17 protein-coding genes are annotated in these 15530 nt (G+C 61.5%); 3 read left to right on the forward strand and 14 right to left on the reverse strand.

Translation table 11 applies throughout. The features are described from left to right. Positions 1–169 precede the first annotated feature (169 nt). The 3 genes from pdhA to WBP53_RS14390 all read left to right on the forward strand — a co-directional run bounded on the left by pdhA (position 170) and on the right by WBP53_RS14390 (position 3767). Entirely contained in the window at positions 170–1246 is a 1077-nt protein-coding gene (pdhA, locus tag WBP53_RS14380) for a pyruvate dehydrogenase (acetyl-transferring) E1 component subunit alpha (protein ID WP_423930098.1), read from the forward strand. A gap of 131 nt (positions 1247–1377) precedes the next feature. Beyond that, positions 1378–2358: an alpha-ketoacid dehydrogenase subunit beta gene (locus WBP53_RS14385; protein ID WP_423930100.1), complete on the forward strand. Its 981-nt coding sequence runs from the start codon at positions 1378–1380 to the stop codon at positions 2356–2358. A 17-nt stretch (positions 2359–2375) separates the two neighbouring features. Continuing rightward, positions 2376–3767: a dihydrolipoamide acetyltransferase family protein gene (locus WBP53_RS14390; protein WP_423930102.1), complete on the forward strand. Its 1392-nt coding sequence runs from the start codon at positions 2376–2378 to the stop codon at positions 3765–3767. Positions 3768–3907: 140 nt separating this feature from the next. On the opposite strand, the gene ribB is transcribed toward WBP53_RS14390, so the two are convergent. From ribB to WBP53_RS14460, 14 genes are all read right to left on the reverse strand, one after another. Further along, the gene (gene ribB, locus WBP53_RS14395) at positions 3908–5011 is read right to left on the reverse strand and encodes a 3,4-dihydroxy-2-butanone-4-phosphate synthase (protein WP_423930104.1); all 1104 of its coding nucleotides are present in this window, start codon (positions 5009–5011) and stop codon (positions 3908–3910) included. Positions 5012–5165: 154 nt separating this feature from the next. Next, positions 5166–5768, reverse strand: a complete 603-nt coding sequence (locus tag WBP53_RS14400; RefSeq protein ID WP_423930106.1) for a riboflavin synthase — start codon at positions 5766–5768, stop codon at positions 5166–5168. After that, positions 5769–6836, reverse strand: a complete 1068-nt coding sequence (gene ribD / locus WBP53_RS14405; protein WP_423930130.1) for a bifunctional diaminohydroxyphosphoribosylaminopyrimidine deaminase/5-amino-6-(5-phosphoribosylamino)uracil reductase RibD — start codon at positions 6834–6836, stop codon at positions 5769–5771. Positions 6837–6895: 59 nt separating this feature from the next. Next, complete coding sequence (gene nrdR, locus WBP53_RS14410) at positions 6896–7414, reverse strand: transcriptional regulator NrdR (protein WP_423930108.1); 519 nt, start codon at positions 7412–7414, stop codon at positions 6896–6898. Positions 7415–7549: 135 nt separating this feature from the next. Next, positions 7550–8803 carry a serine hydroxymethyltransferase gene (gene glyA, locus WBP53_RS14415; protein ID WP_423930110.1) on the reverse strand — a complete coding sequence of 418 codons (1254 nt, stop codon included), beginning with the start codon at positions 8801–8803 and terminating at the stop codon, positions 7550–7552. Positions 8804–9003: 200 nt separating this feature from the next. Further along, positions 9004–9489 carry a ribosomal protein S18-alanine N-acetyltransferase gene (gene rimI / locus WBP53_RS14420; RefSeq protein ID WP_423930112.1) on the reverse strand — a complete coding sequence of 162 codons (486 nt, stop codon included), beginning with the start codon at positions 9487–9489 and terminating at the stop codon, positions 9004–9006. 12 nt (positions 9490–9501) lie between these two features. Further along, positions 9502–9981 (reverse strand): hypothetical protein, encoded by a 480-nt coding sequence (locus tag WBP53_RS14425; RefSeq protein WP_423930114.1) that lies wholly within the window; start codon positions 9979–9981, stop codon positions 9502–9504. Continuing rightward, the gene (locus WBP53_RS14430) at positions 9971–10600 is read right to left on the reverse strand and encodes an ABC-type transport auxiliary lipoprotein family protein (protein ID WP_423930116.1); all 630 of its coding nucleotides are present in this window, start codon (positions 10598–10600) and stop codon (positions 9971–9973) included. The genes WBP53_RS14425 and WBP53_RS14430 overlap by 11 nt, the downstream gene beginning before the upstream one ends. Then, the gene (locus tag WBP53_RS14435) at positions 10597–11523 is read right to left on the reverse strand and encodes an MlaD family protein (protein WP_423930118.1); all 927 of its coding nucleotides are present in this window, start codon (positions 11521–11523) and stop codon (positions 10597–10599) included. The genes WBP53_RS14430 and WBP53_RS14435 overlap by 4 nt, the downstream gene beginning before the upstream one ends. A 76-nt stretch (positions 11524–11599) precedes the next feature. Continuing rightward, on the reverse strand, positions 11600–12400 hold the full coding sequence (locus WBP53_RS14440) for an ABC transporter ATP-binding protein (protein ID WP_423930120.1): 801 nt from the start codon (positions 12398–12400) through the stop codon (positions 11600–11602). Continuing rightward, entirely contained in the window at positions 12397–13194 is a 798-nt protein-coding gene (locus tag WBP53_RS14445) for an MlaE family ABC transporter permease (protein ID WP_423930122.1), read from the reverse strand. The genes WBP53_RS14440 and WBP53_RS14445 overlap by 4 nt, the downstream gene beginning before the upstream one ends. A gap of 2 nt (positions 13195–13196) precedes the next feature. Continuing rightward, positions 13197–13535, reverse strand: coding sequence for an STAS domain-containing protein (locus WBP53_RS14450; RefSeq protein ID WP_423930124.1), 339 nt, complete (start codon positions 13533–13535; stop codon positions 13197–13199). After that, positions 13532–15238: an ATP-binding SpoIIE family protein phosphatase gene (locus WBP53_RS14455; protein ID WP_423930126.1), complete on the reverse strand. Its 1707-nt coding sequence runs from the start codon at positions 15236–15238 to the stop codon at positions 13532–13534. The genes WBP53_RS14450 and WBP53_RS14455 overlap by 4 nt, the downstream gene beginning before the upstream one ends. After that, positions 15235–15530, reverse strand: a 296-nt coding sequence (locus WBP53_RS14460; RefSeq protein WP_423930128.1) for a CDP-alcohol phosphatidyltransferase family protein, incomplete at its 5' end; no start/stop codon positions are given. The genes WBP53_RS14460 and WBP53_RS14455, both read right to left, overlap by 4 nt.

A 15530-nucleotide genomic window follows, 5' to 3' on the forward strand; every position in this document is an offset into this window, starting at 1 on the left:
AGTATCGAGCCGTCCGGCACTGGATCCGGATTCCGCACGCTACGTTCGCGCCGTTCCCGCAGATCCGTCCAGCAATCGACGGAGCGCGGCGACGACGATATCAAGAACTCCGGCCGAGCCTTGGCCAATTCGTGTCGTCATGACGAGACATGGTCCAGAGGAGAATTCCGTGCCTTTAGCCGCCACGTTTGAAATTGAATACCTGCAATTCCTCGATGCCGAGGGCAAGCTGGTCCGCGATGACCTGCCCGCCTTCGCTCGCGACACAAGACAACTGGTCAAGCTGTACCAGGAGATGCTCATGGTGCGCATCTTCGACGCCAAGGCAATTGCCTTGCAGCGAACCGGCAAGCTCGGCACCTATGCACCCTGCCTGGGCCACGAGGCGACCTATCTCGCCATCGGCAGTGCCATGCAGGAAGATGATTCCTTTGCCTGCAGCTACCGTGAGTATGGTGCTCAGTTCCATCGCGGCGTGAAACCACGCGAACTCCTGCTCTACTGGGGTGGCGACGAACGCGGCAGCGATTTTTCGGGACCTGCGCATGATTTCGCCTGGTGCGTACCGATAGGCACTCAATGCCTGCATGCGGCTGGCTCCGCACTCGCCTTCAAGATCCGCAAGGAGCCGCGCGTTGCTGTGTGCACGATCGGTGACGGCGGTTCTTCCAAAGCCGACTTCAACAGCGCACTCAATGTGGCCGGCGCGATGAACCTGCCGATGGTGGCCGTGATCGTCAACAACCAGTGGGCCATTTCCGTACCGCGCGATGCGCAGACCGGCGCCAAGACCCTCGCCCAGAAAGGCATCGCGGCTGGTCTTGAATGCCTGCAGGTGGATGGCAACGACCTGATTGCCATGCGCGCCGCGATGGATCACGCGCTGAAACGCGCACGCCACGGCCATGGCGGCATGGTCATTGAAGCCGTCACCTACCGGCTTTCCGACCACACCACAGCCGATGACGCGCGACGCTATCGCTCGGAACAGGAGGTCAAGGATGCCTGGGAACGCGAGCCGCTGCGACGCATGAAGAAGTACCTGCAATCGCTCAACGCATGGACCGACGACGAAGAAAAGGAATGGACGGAAAAGTGCAAGAAGTACGTCGACGCCGAGGTCAATGCCTACCTTGAAACCAAATCGCAACCTGTCGAGGCCATGTTCGACTACACCTATGCCGAACTCCCGCCAGACCTGGTCGCCCAACGCGACGAAGCCCTCGCATGGGAGAAGCGCACGTGAGTCGAGCAAACGTCCTCCCCGCAGGAAGCGGCTTCAGCCGCGATGCTTTCATTTCGGAATTCAGAGGCCCCATCAACAGCATCACGGCTGAAGCCGTTTCCTACCAAAATCCTTTTGGCGAGCTGTAGACCATGGCACAGATAACTCTTATTGAAGCAGTGACCCAGGCACTGGCGTGGGAAATGAAGCACGACCCGAGCGTGATCGTGCTTGGCGAAGACGTCGGCATCAATGGCGGTGTGTTCCGCGCCACGCTCGGATTGCTGGACACGTTCGGCCCCGATCGCGTAATAGACACGCCGCTGGATGAAACCACGATCGGCGGCATCACCGTCGGCCTCGCTGCGCAAGGCATGAAACCAGTCGCCGAAGCGCAGTTCGAGGGATTCATCTACGGCATGCTTGAACAGATCATTTGCCATGCTGCGCGCATGCGCAACCGGACCCGAGGCCGCATGACCATTCCAGCAGTCTGGCGTGCACCCTGGGGTGGCGGCATTCGCGCACCGGAACATCATTCGGAAGCCAACGAAGCCCTCTTCACCAACGTCCCTGGCCTGCGTGTCGTGCTGCCCTCATCACCCGCTCGCGCCTACGGCCTGTTGCTGGCCTCGATCCGCGATCCGGATCCGGTCATCTTCTTCGAGCCCAAGCGTATCTACAGGCAATACAAGGAAGAGGTGCCAGACGACGGCGAAGCGCTGCCACTCGATGTCTGCTTCGTCCTGCGTGATGGCGAAGATGTGACCCTCGTAACCTGGGGTGCGCAGGTCAAGGAAACCCTTGAGGCTGCTGACGCGCTGGCCGAGGAAGGCATCAGCGCCGAAGTCATCGACGTTGCCACGTTGAAGCCACTCGACTTCGACACCATCCACGAATCGGTGCGCAAGACAGGGCGCTGCGTGATCGTGCACGAAGCGCCGCGCACAGCGGGCTTCGGCGCGGAAATTTCGGCACGCCTGGCCGAGCATGCCCTGTATGACCTGGTCGCGCCAGTCGAGCGCGTGACCGGCTACGACACGCATATCCCGCTGTTCCGACTTGAGATGAAGTACTTGCCCAGCGTCGAGAAAATCGTCGCCGCGGCGAAAAAAACACTGGCAGTGAGCTGACCCGACGGAGTCGAGACATGAGTGAGACAAAAACATTCCACCTGCCGGATCTCGGTGAAGGCCTGCCGGACGCCACCATCGTCGAATGGTTCGTGAAACCCGGTGACGTTGCGCACCTTGACGAGCCTCTGGTGTCGATGGAGACCGCCAAGGCCGTCGTCGAAGTGCCTTCACCGTTTTCCGGAAAGGTGGCGAAGCAGTATGGCAACGCTGGAGACGTGATCGAAACCGGTGCGGCGCTGATCGACATCGAACTGGATGCCAGCCTGCCGCAGCGCGCGGATGCAGAGGAAACCGGCCATCATCATGGCCCGCCCAAGACAGCCAAGGCGAAGGAAGCGGAACAGACGTCCGCCAGCGAAAGCAAATCGGAAAAGAGCGGATCAGCGGAACGTGCAGACTCCGGCACCGTGGTCGGTGCGATGGAAGCCGGCGATCACGTGCATACCGAACGCACGTCCACTGCAGGTGGCGTCAAGGCGGTGCCTGCGGTTCGAGCACTGGCAAAAAAGCTCGGCGTCGATCTTGCACTGGTCAATGCCAGTGGCGCCGAAGGCGTCATCACGCTCAAGGATGTCAAATCCGCCGCCGAAGCGGGTACGGCGAAACAGGGTACCCGCCCCGCAGCAGCCAGGGCTGCATCAGGCCCGGCACAATCAGCCACGCCAGCGCCAGCACCCGCACCCGCAGCCAGACGCGCCGAGAGCGAGCGCACCGCGTTGTCTGCCACCGGCCAGCCAATGCGCACGACGCCGCCCACGCAAAGCGTTTCCGGGCAGCCCGAACAACTGAAGGGTGTCCGCCGCAACATGGCCCGCGTGATGGCCGATGCGCATGCGAAGGTGGTTCCGACGACACTCTGCGACGATGCGGATATTCACGCCTGGACACCGGGCAACGACATCACCGTGCGCCTGATTCGCTCGATGGTACGTGCGTGTCAGGCGGTTCCGGCATTGAACGCCTGGTTCGACGGCGACAAGCTGACCCGGACCCTGCATCCGCATGTCGATATCGGCATTGCGGTGGATACCGATGACGGCTTGTTCGTTCCGGCATTGCGCAATGCCGACGTGCTTGATGCCAATGGCATTCGCCAGGCCATCAACCGGCTGCGTGACCAGGTCGTCAACCGCAGCATCCCGGCCGAAGAGCTCAAGGGCTACACGATTTCACTGTCCAATTTCGGCGTGTTCGCCGGCCGCTATGCGACACCCATTGTCGTTCCACCAACCGTTGCCATCGTCGCAGCCGGCAAGGGTCGCCACCAGATGACGCCGGTCATGGGCGGATTCGAATCGCACAAGATCGTTCCGATCTCGGTAACGTTTGATCATCGCGCAGCAACCGGGGGCGAAGCCGCTCGGTTCCTGAAGGCTCTCCTGGATGACCTGGCGCGGCCGAATTGAGTGGTTTGTCGCACATCGCACGTGCCGCATTGCAACTCTGCGTTGTAGGAAGCGGATTCAGCCGCGATGCTCTTCTCGCAACCTGCCAAGAGCATCGGGCATGAATGCCTTTCCTGCAAAAAAAGCTGAACGCTTCGACTCTAGCTACCGCTGGCCACATCCTCGTAGCCGACGATATCCAGATCGAATCCGGCCAGACCGACCAGCTTGCGCGGCGTACCGAGCACGCGCAGATGACGCACGCCAAGGTCGGCAAGAATCTGCGCACCCAGTCCGTTCTGACGCCATTCGCTGGCGGCATCCGAGTCCTTCGCCGCGGGCTTCCCGGCCAGCGAGTCGAGCAGGGATTCGGCTTCGCCTGGCTCGCTGAGCACGACGACGACACCACGGCCTTCCACGTCGACTCGACGCAAGGCTGCAGTCACGGTCAGGCCCAGATCGTCGCGTCGCAGATGCAGGACATCGGACAACGTGTTGCGTACATGCACGCGGGTCAGCACGGGCTGGCCATCATCGACCTGTCCTCGCAGCAGCGCAAAATGCAGCGCCTTGTTGATGAGATCGCGCCAGACCACGAGCCGGAACGTGCCGAATTCGGTATCGACTTCGACATCACGCACGCGTTCTATCGTGTTCTCCGTCTGCAATCGATAGCGGATGAGGTCGGCGATCGAACCGATCTTCAACCCGTGCTTGCCTGCGAACGCTTCCAGCGCGGGACGTCGCGCCATCGAGCCGTCTTCATCCATTACCTCGACGATCACTCCGGCTGGCTCAAGCCCTGCGAGCGTGGCCAGGTCGCATGCCGCTTCGGTGTGACCGGCGCGCACCAGTACGCCACCGGTTTGTGCCGTCAGCGGAAAGATGTGTCCGGGCTGGGCCAGATGTTCCGGCCTGGCTTCGGAGGCAACGGCGGTGCGAATGGTGTGCGCGCGGTCATACGCCGAGATGCCTGTCGTCACGCCCTCAGCCGCTTCGATCGAGACCGTGAAATTGGTGTGGTGCGACGAGGTGTTGTTGTGCACCATCGGCTTCAGGCCGAGCTGCCTGCAACGCATTGATGTCAGGGTCAGGCAAACCAGTCCGCGCGCTTCGCGAACCATGAAGTTGATGTCCTCGGGACGCACTTTCTCTGCGGCCATGACGAGATCGCCTTCGTTTTCGCGATCTTCATCGTCGAGGATCACGACCATGCGGCCAGCGCGGATGTCGTCGAGGATTTCGGGGATTGTGTTGAAGCTCATGGGGTGTCCGTTGAATAGCGTGATTTTGAGTTGTTGCCTTTATCGCAGGAAACGGCTCCAGCCGTGATGCTCCTGCTCCTGATTTCAATCAAAGAGCATCGCGACCAAAGGAAGTCCCTTTTCGGGACGGCTGAAGCCGCTTCCTGCGTGGATTTTATTCGTTCTCTCGAAACTCGATCAGGCGCTCTGCATAGCGCGCCATGCGATCGACCTCGATGTTGACGGTATCGCCCTTCTTTCTCCCGCCGAACGTGGTCACGGCTTGCGTGTGCGGAATCAGGTTGACGCCAAAGCGCAGGCCCTCTACCTCGTTGACCGTGAGGCTGACGCCGTCGATGCAGACCGATCCTTTGGCCGCTATGTAGCGGGCAAGCCCTGGCGACACCTCGAACACCCAACGCTGCGAACGCGCATCGGCACTGATGTCAACGACCTGACCGGTTCCATCAACGTGTCCCGACACCAGATGACCACCAAGCCGATCGCTCAGGCGAAGAGCCTTTTCCAGATTCACTGGCGTACCCGGCTCCAGCGCGCCAAGCGTCGTCAGTCGCAGGGTTTCAAGCGAGACATCGGCGGCGAAAGTTTCGCTGCCGATGTCCAGTGCCGTCAGGCAGACACCAGCCACGGCGATGCTGTCGCCTTCGCGCACATCGTCGAGTCCGAGTTTCGCGCACGAAAATGTCATGCGTCTGTCGCCGCCTTTCAACTCGGTGCTTTCCAGCTGGCCCACGGCCTGGATGATTCCGGTAAACATTCAGCTCTCCCGTGGACGCAGCAGCAGGCGAATATCAGAGCCGACCGAGCGCTGGTCGATGATCTGCATCTGCCATCGTCCGGACATCTCAGTCAGCGGCGGCAGGGCCAGCAAGGGCCGCGCGGTATCGCCGAGCAGGACCGGCGCGATGTACAGGAGGATCTCGTCGACCAGGCCTTGCGCGAACAGTGCTCCGCACAGCGTAGGCCCCGCCTCGACCTGCAATTCGTTGATTTCGCGACTGGCCAGATCCTGCAGCATGGCAGAGAGGTCGAGTCGCCCATCGCGCAATTCAAGCGTGGCGCGGTCAACGCGATCAAATCGGGCGTCTGCGGACTGCGCATCGGAGCCATGAAAGACCAGGCCTGGCGCAGTGCCATCAAGTACGTGGGCGTTTACCGGAGTGCGCAGTGTGCGGTCGAGGATCACGCGCAACGGTGCGACCAGAGCCTCGGGAATCGGCTCGCGAACCGTCAATTGCGGATCATCGGCCAGCACGGTGCCCATGCCTGTCAGGATCGCCGAACTGCGTGCTCGCCAACGCTGTACGTCAGCGCGCGCCGCGTCCCCGGTGATCCATTTCGACTCGCCATTGCCCAAGGCCGTGCGCCCATCGAGGCTCATGGCCAGCTTGATTCGTACCCAGGGCCGCCCGCGCTGCACACGGGAAAGGAATCCACGATTGAGTTCGCGCGCCTGCGCGTTCATCAGGCCTGCATCAACGCGGATTCCTGCAGCGCGCAACCTTGCGATGCCACGCCCATCGACCTCGGCGAAGGGATCTTCCAGGGCCACGACTACGCGGGCAACTCCCGCTGCGACAAGGGCATCGGCACAAGGCGGCGTGCGGCCATGGTGGGCGCAGGGTTCCAGGGTGACATAGGCGGTTGCGCCACGTGATCGCTCACCGGCCTCGTCCAGCGCAAAAACTTCGGCATGCGCTTCGCCGGCCCGACGATGCCAACCGCGACCGAGCACTTCTTCGCCACGCGCGATCACGCAACCGACACGGGGATTCGGCTGGGTCGAACACAATCCACGTTCGGCCAGCCGCAATGCGCTGGCCATGTGGACATGGTCGACGGAACTGAATACGGACTCGCTCACCGCAGCATTCGCATGGCGGATCAGACCTTGCCCTTGCGCGCAGTCACCTCGGCCAGCAAGGGGAGTTGCATGCCTTCCAGTGCGGGCAGATCGCGCTCCAGGCGTTCAATTTCCTCGCGGAACGCCTGCACGTCCTCGAAACTGCGATACACCGAGGCGAAGCGAACATAGGCAACCTGATCGAGCTTCTTCAACTCGCGCATGACCAACTCGCCGACCCGCAGCGATGGCACTTCGCGCTCGCCACTGCGGCGCAGGTCATCAATCACGACGCGCACTGCAGAATCAACTTCGGCGCTGGCTACAGGACGCTTTTGCAACGCGCGATTGAAGCTCGTGCGCAGCTTGCGTTCGTCAAATGCCTCACGACGCCCATCGGACTTGACCATGGCCGGAAGCTTCAGTTCGGCAGTCTCGAACGTATTGAAACGCTCATTGCACTGCTCGCACTCACGGCGCCTGCGAATCGTCGCACCATCATCGGAAACCCGCGAATCAATCACGCGGGTGTCTTCGTGCTGGCAGAAGGGGCAGTGCATCAGGAGTGAGGGAATGGGGAATGGGGAATGGGGAACGGGTTTGAAGCAGTCCACGCAATTGCGCAGGAAAGTTGCGCGTTTGCAGGCAACCGGCTGTTACCGATCCCCCACTCTCCATTCCCCATTCCCGCTTTCTCAGCCATACACCGGAAACGCCTTGCACTGCGCCGTGACCTTGTCGCGGACGGCGGCGATGACGGCTTCGTCCTTCGGTGCATCGAGCACGTCGGCCATCCAGCCAGCCAGATCGATGCAGTCCTGTTCGCCATAGCCGCGCGTTGTCACGGCGGGGGTGCCAATGCGCAGGCCGGAGGTGACGAAGGGCGAGCGCGGGTCATTCGGTACGGCGTTCTTGTTGACCGTGATATATGCCTTGCCGAGTGCGGCTTCGGCGTCCTTGCCACTGGAATCGCGACCGATCAAATCGATCAGCATCAGGTGGTTTTCGGTGCCGCCGGAGACAATCTTGTAGCCGCGCGCAGCAAGGGTCCTTGCCATGGCCTTGGCGTTGACCACGACCTGCTGCTGGTAACTCTTGAATTCGGGCTGCAAGGCTTCGAGGAAGGCCACGGCCTTGGCCGCGATCACGTGCATCAACGGCCCGCCCTGGATGCCGGGGAAGACGATCGACTGCAGCTTTTTTTCCAGCTCCTCGCCAAGTCCTTTTGAAATCACGAAGCCGCCACGCGGACCGCGCAGGGTCTTGTGCGTGGTCGATGCCACGACATGCGCGTGCGGCACGGGATTCGGATACACGCCGGCAGCGATCAGACCCGCGACATGAGCCATGTCGACAAAGAAGATCGCGCCCACCTTGTCGGCAATCGCGCGCATGCGTGCCCAATCGACGATCTGCGAATAGGCGCTGAATCCGCCGACCAGCATTTTTGGCTTGTTTTCAACGGCCAGGCGCTCAACTTCGTCGTAGTCGATCATCCCCTGCTCATTGACGCCGTACTGCACCGCGTTGAAAAGCTTGCCGGAAATATTGGGCTTGGCTCCGTGGGTCAGATGACCGCCATGGGCGAGACTCATGCCGAGAATCGTGTCGCCAGGCTGGAGCAAGGCCAGATACACGGCCTGGTTGGCCTGCGAACCGGAGTGAGGCTGCACATTGGCGTAGTCCGCGCCGAACAACTGCTTGAGGCGATCAATCGCGAGGCGTTCGGCCACATCGACGTGCTCGCAGCCACCGTAGTAGCGCTTGCCCGGATAGCCTTCGGCATACTTGTTGGTGAGCACCGAGCCCTGCGCCTCGAGCACCCGCGGACTCGCGTAGTTCTCCGACGCAATCAGCTCGACATGATCTTCCTGACGTCCGGCCTCGGCGGCGATCGCACCAGCCAGTTCGGGATCGAATCCTTCAATACGCAGACCCTTTGAGAACATCGAAAAGCACTCGGCAGCCATTGGGGGACGCCCATGTTACCGCGTTGCAGCACGAATCACGGCATCGATCCCGCTGCCGAGGCCGGCAATGGGCAGGCAAGCGACACCAGGGCCTCGCACTTTGGCGGCAAGTTCCCCGAACCGGATCTGTTTGAGTCAAGTGACGGCCTGTTGCGCGCCATTTCGGTCGGATTCCGGCCTCAGGGGTCCGTTTCCGGGGCCAGCAGCTCGATAGCCATCACGAGGGCGTCCTCGCGCGACTTCTTGCCGGGATAGTAATTGGGACGTTTGCCGATTTCGTTGAAGCCGACACTGTCGTAGAGCGCAACCGCCGGCTTGTTGGATGGGCGAACTTCCAGGAAGACGCGGTCGGCATGGTGCCAGCGGGCCAGGTCGAGCAATCGGGCCAGGATTCGTCGGCCATGCCCGCGGCCCTGCTCGCCAGGTGCAACACACAAATTGAGGATGTGGGCTTCGCCACCGGCGACGGAAAGCACGCCGTAGCCGATCAGTTCGGTGGAACGCTCCAGTACCCAGCATTCATAGCCGGCGGCCATGCAGTCGCGAAAGATCCCGAAGGTCCAGGGATACGGATAAGCGCTGAGCTCGATGCGCGATATGGTCTCGAGATCGGAAGCTCGCATGGCGCGAAAATTCGATATCGGCTCCTGCATGATGGCGACCATGGCGTGAGTAACTCAGGTCTGCGAAGCGCCCGCACGCAGCGAACGGGAAAGGCGCTTGATCTCGCCCCAGAGTCCCTGCTTGGCGGATGCGCTGGCCGCCAGCGCCTGCGGTTCGGAGGTAATGATCCAGTTGATCGCCTTGTGCTGCTGTGCCGGCATCCTGGCCCCCAGTTCGCGCGCCAGAGACTCACCCAGGACGACGAGACTACGCGCATCAGCCAGACTTGCATCATCACGCGCATCCGCAACCCCGACCCGCAGACCCGCAACGCGAAACGCACGTTGCAGATCGGCCAACATGCGACTGGTTGCTGCCGCGGACCCCAGGATCAGAACTTCGGCGCTTCGCGCAGCAGATTGGTGCCGGGATTCAGCGACATCGAATTCGGCAACCTGGCCCGACCCTGCAGGAGTGGGTGCCGCAGCTACCCTCGGCGCATACACATCGACGCCGATTTCGGAAAGAAGACGCAGGCCATACTCATCGAGCATGTTCGCGTTTCTCGCTTTCAAGCAAATCGGCGTGGAACTCGGCGAAAATCTGATCGGACGCGGCGAACAGGGCTTCGGTCGTCGAGATCAGGCGGTTGTCGACTGCCTCGACATCGGCCCGGTAAATTTCGTCGGTTTGCGGCGTGCCATCGGGGCGGTCTGCGCGCAGTTTCATCACCACGCTGGCGAGGTAGCCACCGCTGACGGTCGGAACGCGCTCGAACCGCATGATCTGCCCACTGATGCGAATCGCCGCCTGGCTTGCGGCCAGTTCGTCGGTGACGAACGGGGCAATCTCGGCTTCGCGCAGCTCGACCTTCAGACGACGCTGCAACAGGCGCGTAGGCGGGTCAGTCCACAACTGGTAGTGGTACTGATGCAGTTCGGTGCCTTCCGGATTGTTGGCGTAGACCAGTGCGCGATCCGCATACAAGCCGTCCGCAGCGAACAACCCCACGACGATCGGCGTCACGAATACGGGCTCGGGGCTGACCGGAAGCGACGCAACTGGCGGCATGCGGAAGTATGTGTAATCGGGCACGCCCGGCACATTGCCGCATCCAGCCAGCAGCAGTGCGGCGCTGGCAATAAGTGAACTCCAGGCAGCCGCCCTGTTCATTGGTTGTTCTCCTCAAGGTCGTCGGGCTGCGGCGAGCGCAGCAACTGGCCAGGATTGCGCCGAATCTCGCGACTGAATTCGTCGAGGTTGCGAGTGGCCGACTCCAGGTGATGCGTAATGACTTCCATGCGACTGGAAAGGCTGGCCATGACCGTGGCCAGATCCGTCACGGATGCACGGATATCGCCACGATTCTCGCTGGCAATGTCCGCCAGTTCGCCGACCGTGTTGTCCAGGGTCTTGCGCGTTTCGCGAAGCTCCATGCTCAATCCGTGCACGTTGCCAAGAATGCCTGCCACGGCGGCACGATTCTCGGGCTTGAGCAATTCGTCCAGAGCACTGGAAGCCCCGTTTAGCTTGCCAAGCAGGTCGTTCGCCTGGGCAAGGATTTCAGGTGCACTGGTATCAATTGCACCGGTAATCGAATCGACACGCTGCGAGAGCATGCTGAGCATCGGTGCAATCTGGTCGCGGGTGAGGGCGGAGACCTGGCCGGCCAATTCACCGACTGCCGCAAAGATATCCGCGTTTTCAGCTCCCTTTATTTCGGTGCCGGGCGCGAGCATGTCGCGACTCTTTCCTTCGCGGATTCCGATCGACGTGTCAGCCAGCAGGCCACTGGACTGCAGGCTGGCCACGCTGTCCTTCGGGATGCCCCACTCTTCCTTCACCGACAAGGTCACCTTGTAGCGGGTGCCTGCCGCACTGCGATCGGGCTCCACTTCACCGACTTCACCAATTCGGTAACCTTCATAGAACACTGGCGCGCCATAGCGCAGGCCGGTGACGTTTCGGTAGTGCACGTAATAGTCGGTTGATGCACCGCTGCGCCCGGTTATCAGGGCCAGACCGACTAGCAGCAGGACAAGACCTGCCACGACGACGGCACCCACCAGGACGTAATTGACAGTGTCGCGCTTCACCAGAACATTCCCCCTGAAGGCTTCCTCATTCTAACGTCGTATCGAATTTCCTGGGCAAGCATCGCCCGACAAGTCCTCATGCATCCTCCCCGACCAGACGACGCAGATACTCGTCTGCATCCACCTGCACTTCGCGCGGGCGACGGTTGAGCAGATCCTGAATGCGTTCGTTATCAGCCGCCCGCACCTCGGCGGTCGTACCCGTCAGAAGCACGTTGCCTTGATCGAGCACGGTAATCGAATCAGCGATCTTGAACGCACTTTCCAGCTCATGGGTTACCACGACGATGGTCATGCGCAGGGCATCACGCAAGCGCAGGATCAATTCATCCAGTTCGGCCGAGACCACGGGATCAAGGCCGGCTGAAGGTTCGTCGAAGAACAGCAGCCGCGGATCCATGACGATGGCCCGCGCCAGTGCCGCGCGCTTGATCATGCCGCCGGAAAGCTGGCTTGGCATCAGATCCTGGAATCCACCGAGATTGACCACCTCAAGCTTGAGCCGGCTCATGATGCGGATGGTCTGCTCATCCAGCTCGGTGTGTTCGCGCAGGGGCAGTGCGACGTTGTCGCCTACGGTCATCGAAGTGAGCAAGGCGCCACCCTGAAACGAAACGCCGATGCGCTTGCGCACGTCGAGCTTCTCGCGATCGCTGGCATTCGCGAGGTCAGTGCCGAACAGCTTGACCGTGCCCGCGACGGGTCGATTCAACCCGAGCATGTGGCGCAGAAGCGTGCTCTTTCCGGATCCGGAGCCACCCATGATCACGCGGATTTCACCTGCATTGACGCTGAAATCGACGCCATGGAGGATGCGCCGCTTGCCGTACCAGGCTTCGAGCTTTTCAACTTCGATGAGTGGGGCCGGATTGTTCATCTGTTGAGGAAGAACGAAAAGATCATGTCGGCGACGATGATCCAGCAGATCGAAAGAACAACGGCGCGCGTGGTGGCGCGTCCCACGCCTTCAGCACCGCCGGTCACCGAGAAGCCGGTACTGACGCCGATCAGGGTGATCAACAGGGCAAACACGATGCTCTTGGATATGCCCTGGCCGATATCGCCGGGCGTGAGCAGTGACATCGATTGCAGCATGTAGGCCGTCGGGGTGATGTCGAGCGCCGAAGCGCTATACAGGGCAGCGCCGAAAATGCCCACCGCATCGGCAAATACGGTCAACAGGGGCAGCATGATCAGCATGGCGATCAGGGCAGGCGCGACCAGATAGCGCACCGGGTCGATGCCAATTACCGCGAGCGCGTCGACTTCCTGCGAAACGGTCATCGAACCGATGCGTGCCGCCAGCGCCGAGCCGGAGCGGCCTGCCACCAGTATCGCCGTAATCAGGGCGCCGAATTCGCGGGTTACCGATTTGGCGACAGCAACGACGACCTGGGATTGCGCGCCGAATTCGCCCAGCGCGGAAACAAACTGGATGCCCAGCATGATGCCTACTGTGAACGACAGCAGGCAGACGATCGGCAAGGCATCAACACCGACCTGACGCATCTGCTCGAGCACCGAGCGCAAGCGCAGCGGCTGGCCGATGCGCCAACCAAGCACGGACAGGTATAGCGACTCGAACAGCAATACGGCCGCGTAGCCCATGCCGCTCAGGGCGGAGACCGTACTCCGGCCGAGTTGCGCAAGCGGGCGGGTCAGGGCTTCCAAACCTAGCTACCGCTTGCTACGGGCATCGATTCGACATCCGCAACGATCGGAAACACGCGATCAAGACGGGCGAGTTCCAGCACCGCGCGCACCGAGTCGCTGACTGCAACCAGTGCGAAAACCTTGCCATTGGAACGTGCGTTCTGGAATCCCTCGACCAGCGCAGCAATGCCGGAGGAATCGATATATGTCACCTCACTCAACACCACGCCAACCCGCGGGCATTCGCCGAGGGCATTGAGGATGGCCTGGCGGACCTGCTGCGACCACGACAAATCAACCTCCCCGCTCAGTCGGATCAGCTTGCAGCCTGCAGATTCTTCCTGCTCGATACCATTCATTCGTGTTCGTCCCCTTCCTGGCGTCGAACGCCAATGGTCTTGTGCATGATCAAGCGGTTGCCGGTACCTGCTGGCAGGGCCTGCAGATCCCAATCGTCCATGACCTTGTCGATAAGGGCAACGCCAAGTCCACCGCTGCGGCATTCGCCCAGCGGTTTCGGGCGCACGCAAGCTGGGTCCACGGCGGGCGCGGAATCCAGCACTCGAAACTCCAGCTTGCCATTTTCGCTGGTCACGTGCAGCTCGATATCTCCCGAACTGTCCGGGCCGTAGGCATGGCGGATGACATTACAGCAGGCTTCGTCGACGGCAAGGACGAGATTGTCGCGAATGGACGCTTCCACATTGGCATCGTCGAGCGCCGTACGCAGCAGCGAGCGGATTTCGCGCATATGCTCGGGCTTGGCCGGAAAGCTGCGCTTGAGCAGGATCTCCGGACCATTGCCATCCATGCGCTCGATCAGCAGCAGGGTGGTGTCATCGACCAGATGCATTTGCTTCAGCTCGGAAATGATTCCGCGCAGCCTCGGCTCGGCGGACGCGCCGGCATGACGCCGGATCAGTTCGCGGGCTCCCTCTGAACCGATTGTCCGGTTGCTGGCATCGCGCACGTCGGTGACACCATCGGAAAAACAATAGAGCGAGGCGTTGGCGAGATCGATGTCGCGCCCCTCAAACGTCATGCCAGGCAGGATTCCCAGTGGTGGGCCACCCGAGAGGAATTCGGTAAATTCGCCGCGACGATAGAGCATGGCCGGGGGAAATCCGGCTGCGGCGATCTGGACATGCTGCGCATGCCGGTCACAGTGCCCGACCAGGGCGCAGACAAATCGACCATCCAGGCTCGATTGGCAAAGTTCTTCGTTGACGCGCTCCAGCCATTGTTCGGGTGGCGTGCCTTCCTTGCCAATCCAGCGCAGCAACGACGCCACGCGCACCATCAGCAAGGCGGCATCGAGCCCCTTGCCCGAGACATCGCCGATGAGAAATCCGATGCGTCCGTCCGGCAAGTCGAAATAATCGTAGAAATCACCGGATATTTCGTGTGCCGGCAGATTGACGCCGAGCAGTGGAAATCCATCCCGGCGTCGCTTTGGCAGCAGCGACTTCTGCATGCGCCGCGCAAGATCGAATTCGCGCTTCATTCGCGCCTGCTGGACCAGTTCGTGGGCCATGCGTGCGTTGTTGATGGCCAGTGAAGTCGGCGCAGCGATCAGGCGAAGGATTTCCGCATCGTCTGCGCTGAATGAGCCGCCCGAGCGCTTGTTGACGACTTCGAGCGCACCGATCGGCCCTTTGGCCGTTGCCAGCGGCGTGCACAACAGGCTGCGCGTGACGAAACCGGTATCGCTGTCGGTCGTATGGTCTACGCGCGGATCGCTAAGCGCATCGGCGACAACCTGGCTGGCGTTTTCCGCTACCGTACGCCCGACCACGCCCTGCCCCAGCGGAATACGCAGCCCGGCAATGTCGATTGGCCCCACGCATACCTTGCACTCGAGCATTTTCCTGTCGTCGTCGAGCAGGAACAGCGAAGCCGCTTCGGCGCCCATGAAGTCCGCGATGCGATTGACCGCCTCGCTCAGGGTCTGGCGCAGATCCAGCGATACCGCCAGGGTCTCCGACAAATCAGCCAGGAACGCCAGGGCCCGCTTTTCGCTGGCCACTGCCACGGTCTGCTGGCTGGCCGGAGCAGGACTCATTTCTCGCCGCTCTCTCCGGCGCGCAACGCCCGTTGCTCACGCCAGCGGCGCAGTCCCCAGAGGGTCATGATCGGCCCGGAGAGGACGTACAAGGCGGCAATTCCAAACAGCACGCGGGCTGGATCCACGGCCAGGGCCACGATGATCAACAGTGCCGCGGGAATCCAGATGAACGGTACCCGGTCCGAAGTCGGCCAGGATTTGAAGCTGAAATAGCGCACGTTGCTGACCATGAGCAAGCCCGCGACAACGGCGATGACCGGCGCGATGAACTGGACATCGAACCCACTCA

It is taken from the genome of Dokdonella sp., assembly GCF_049593775.1.
GTDB lineage: Bacteria > Pseudomonadota > Gammaproteobacteria > Xanthomonadales > Rhodanobacteraceae > Dokdonella.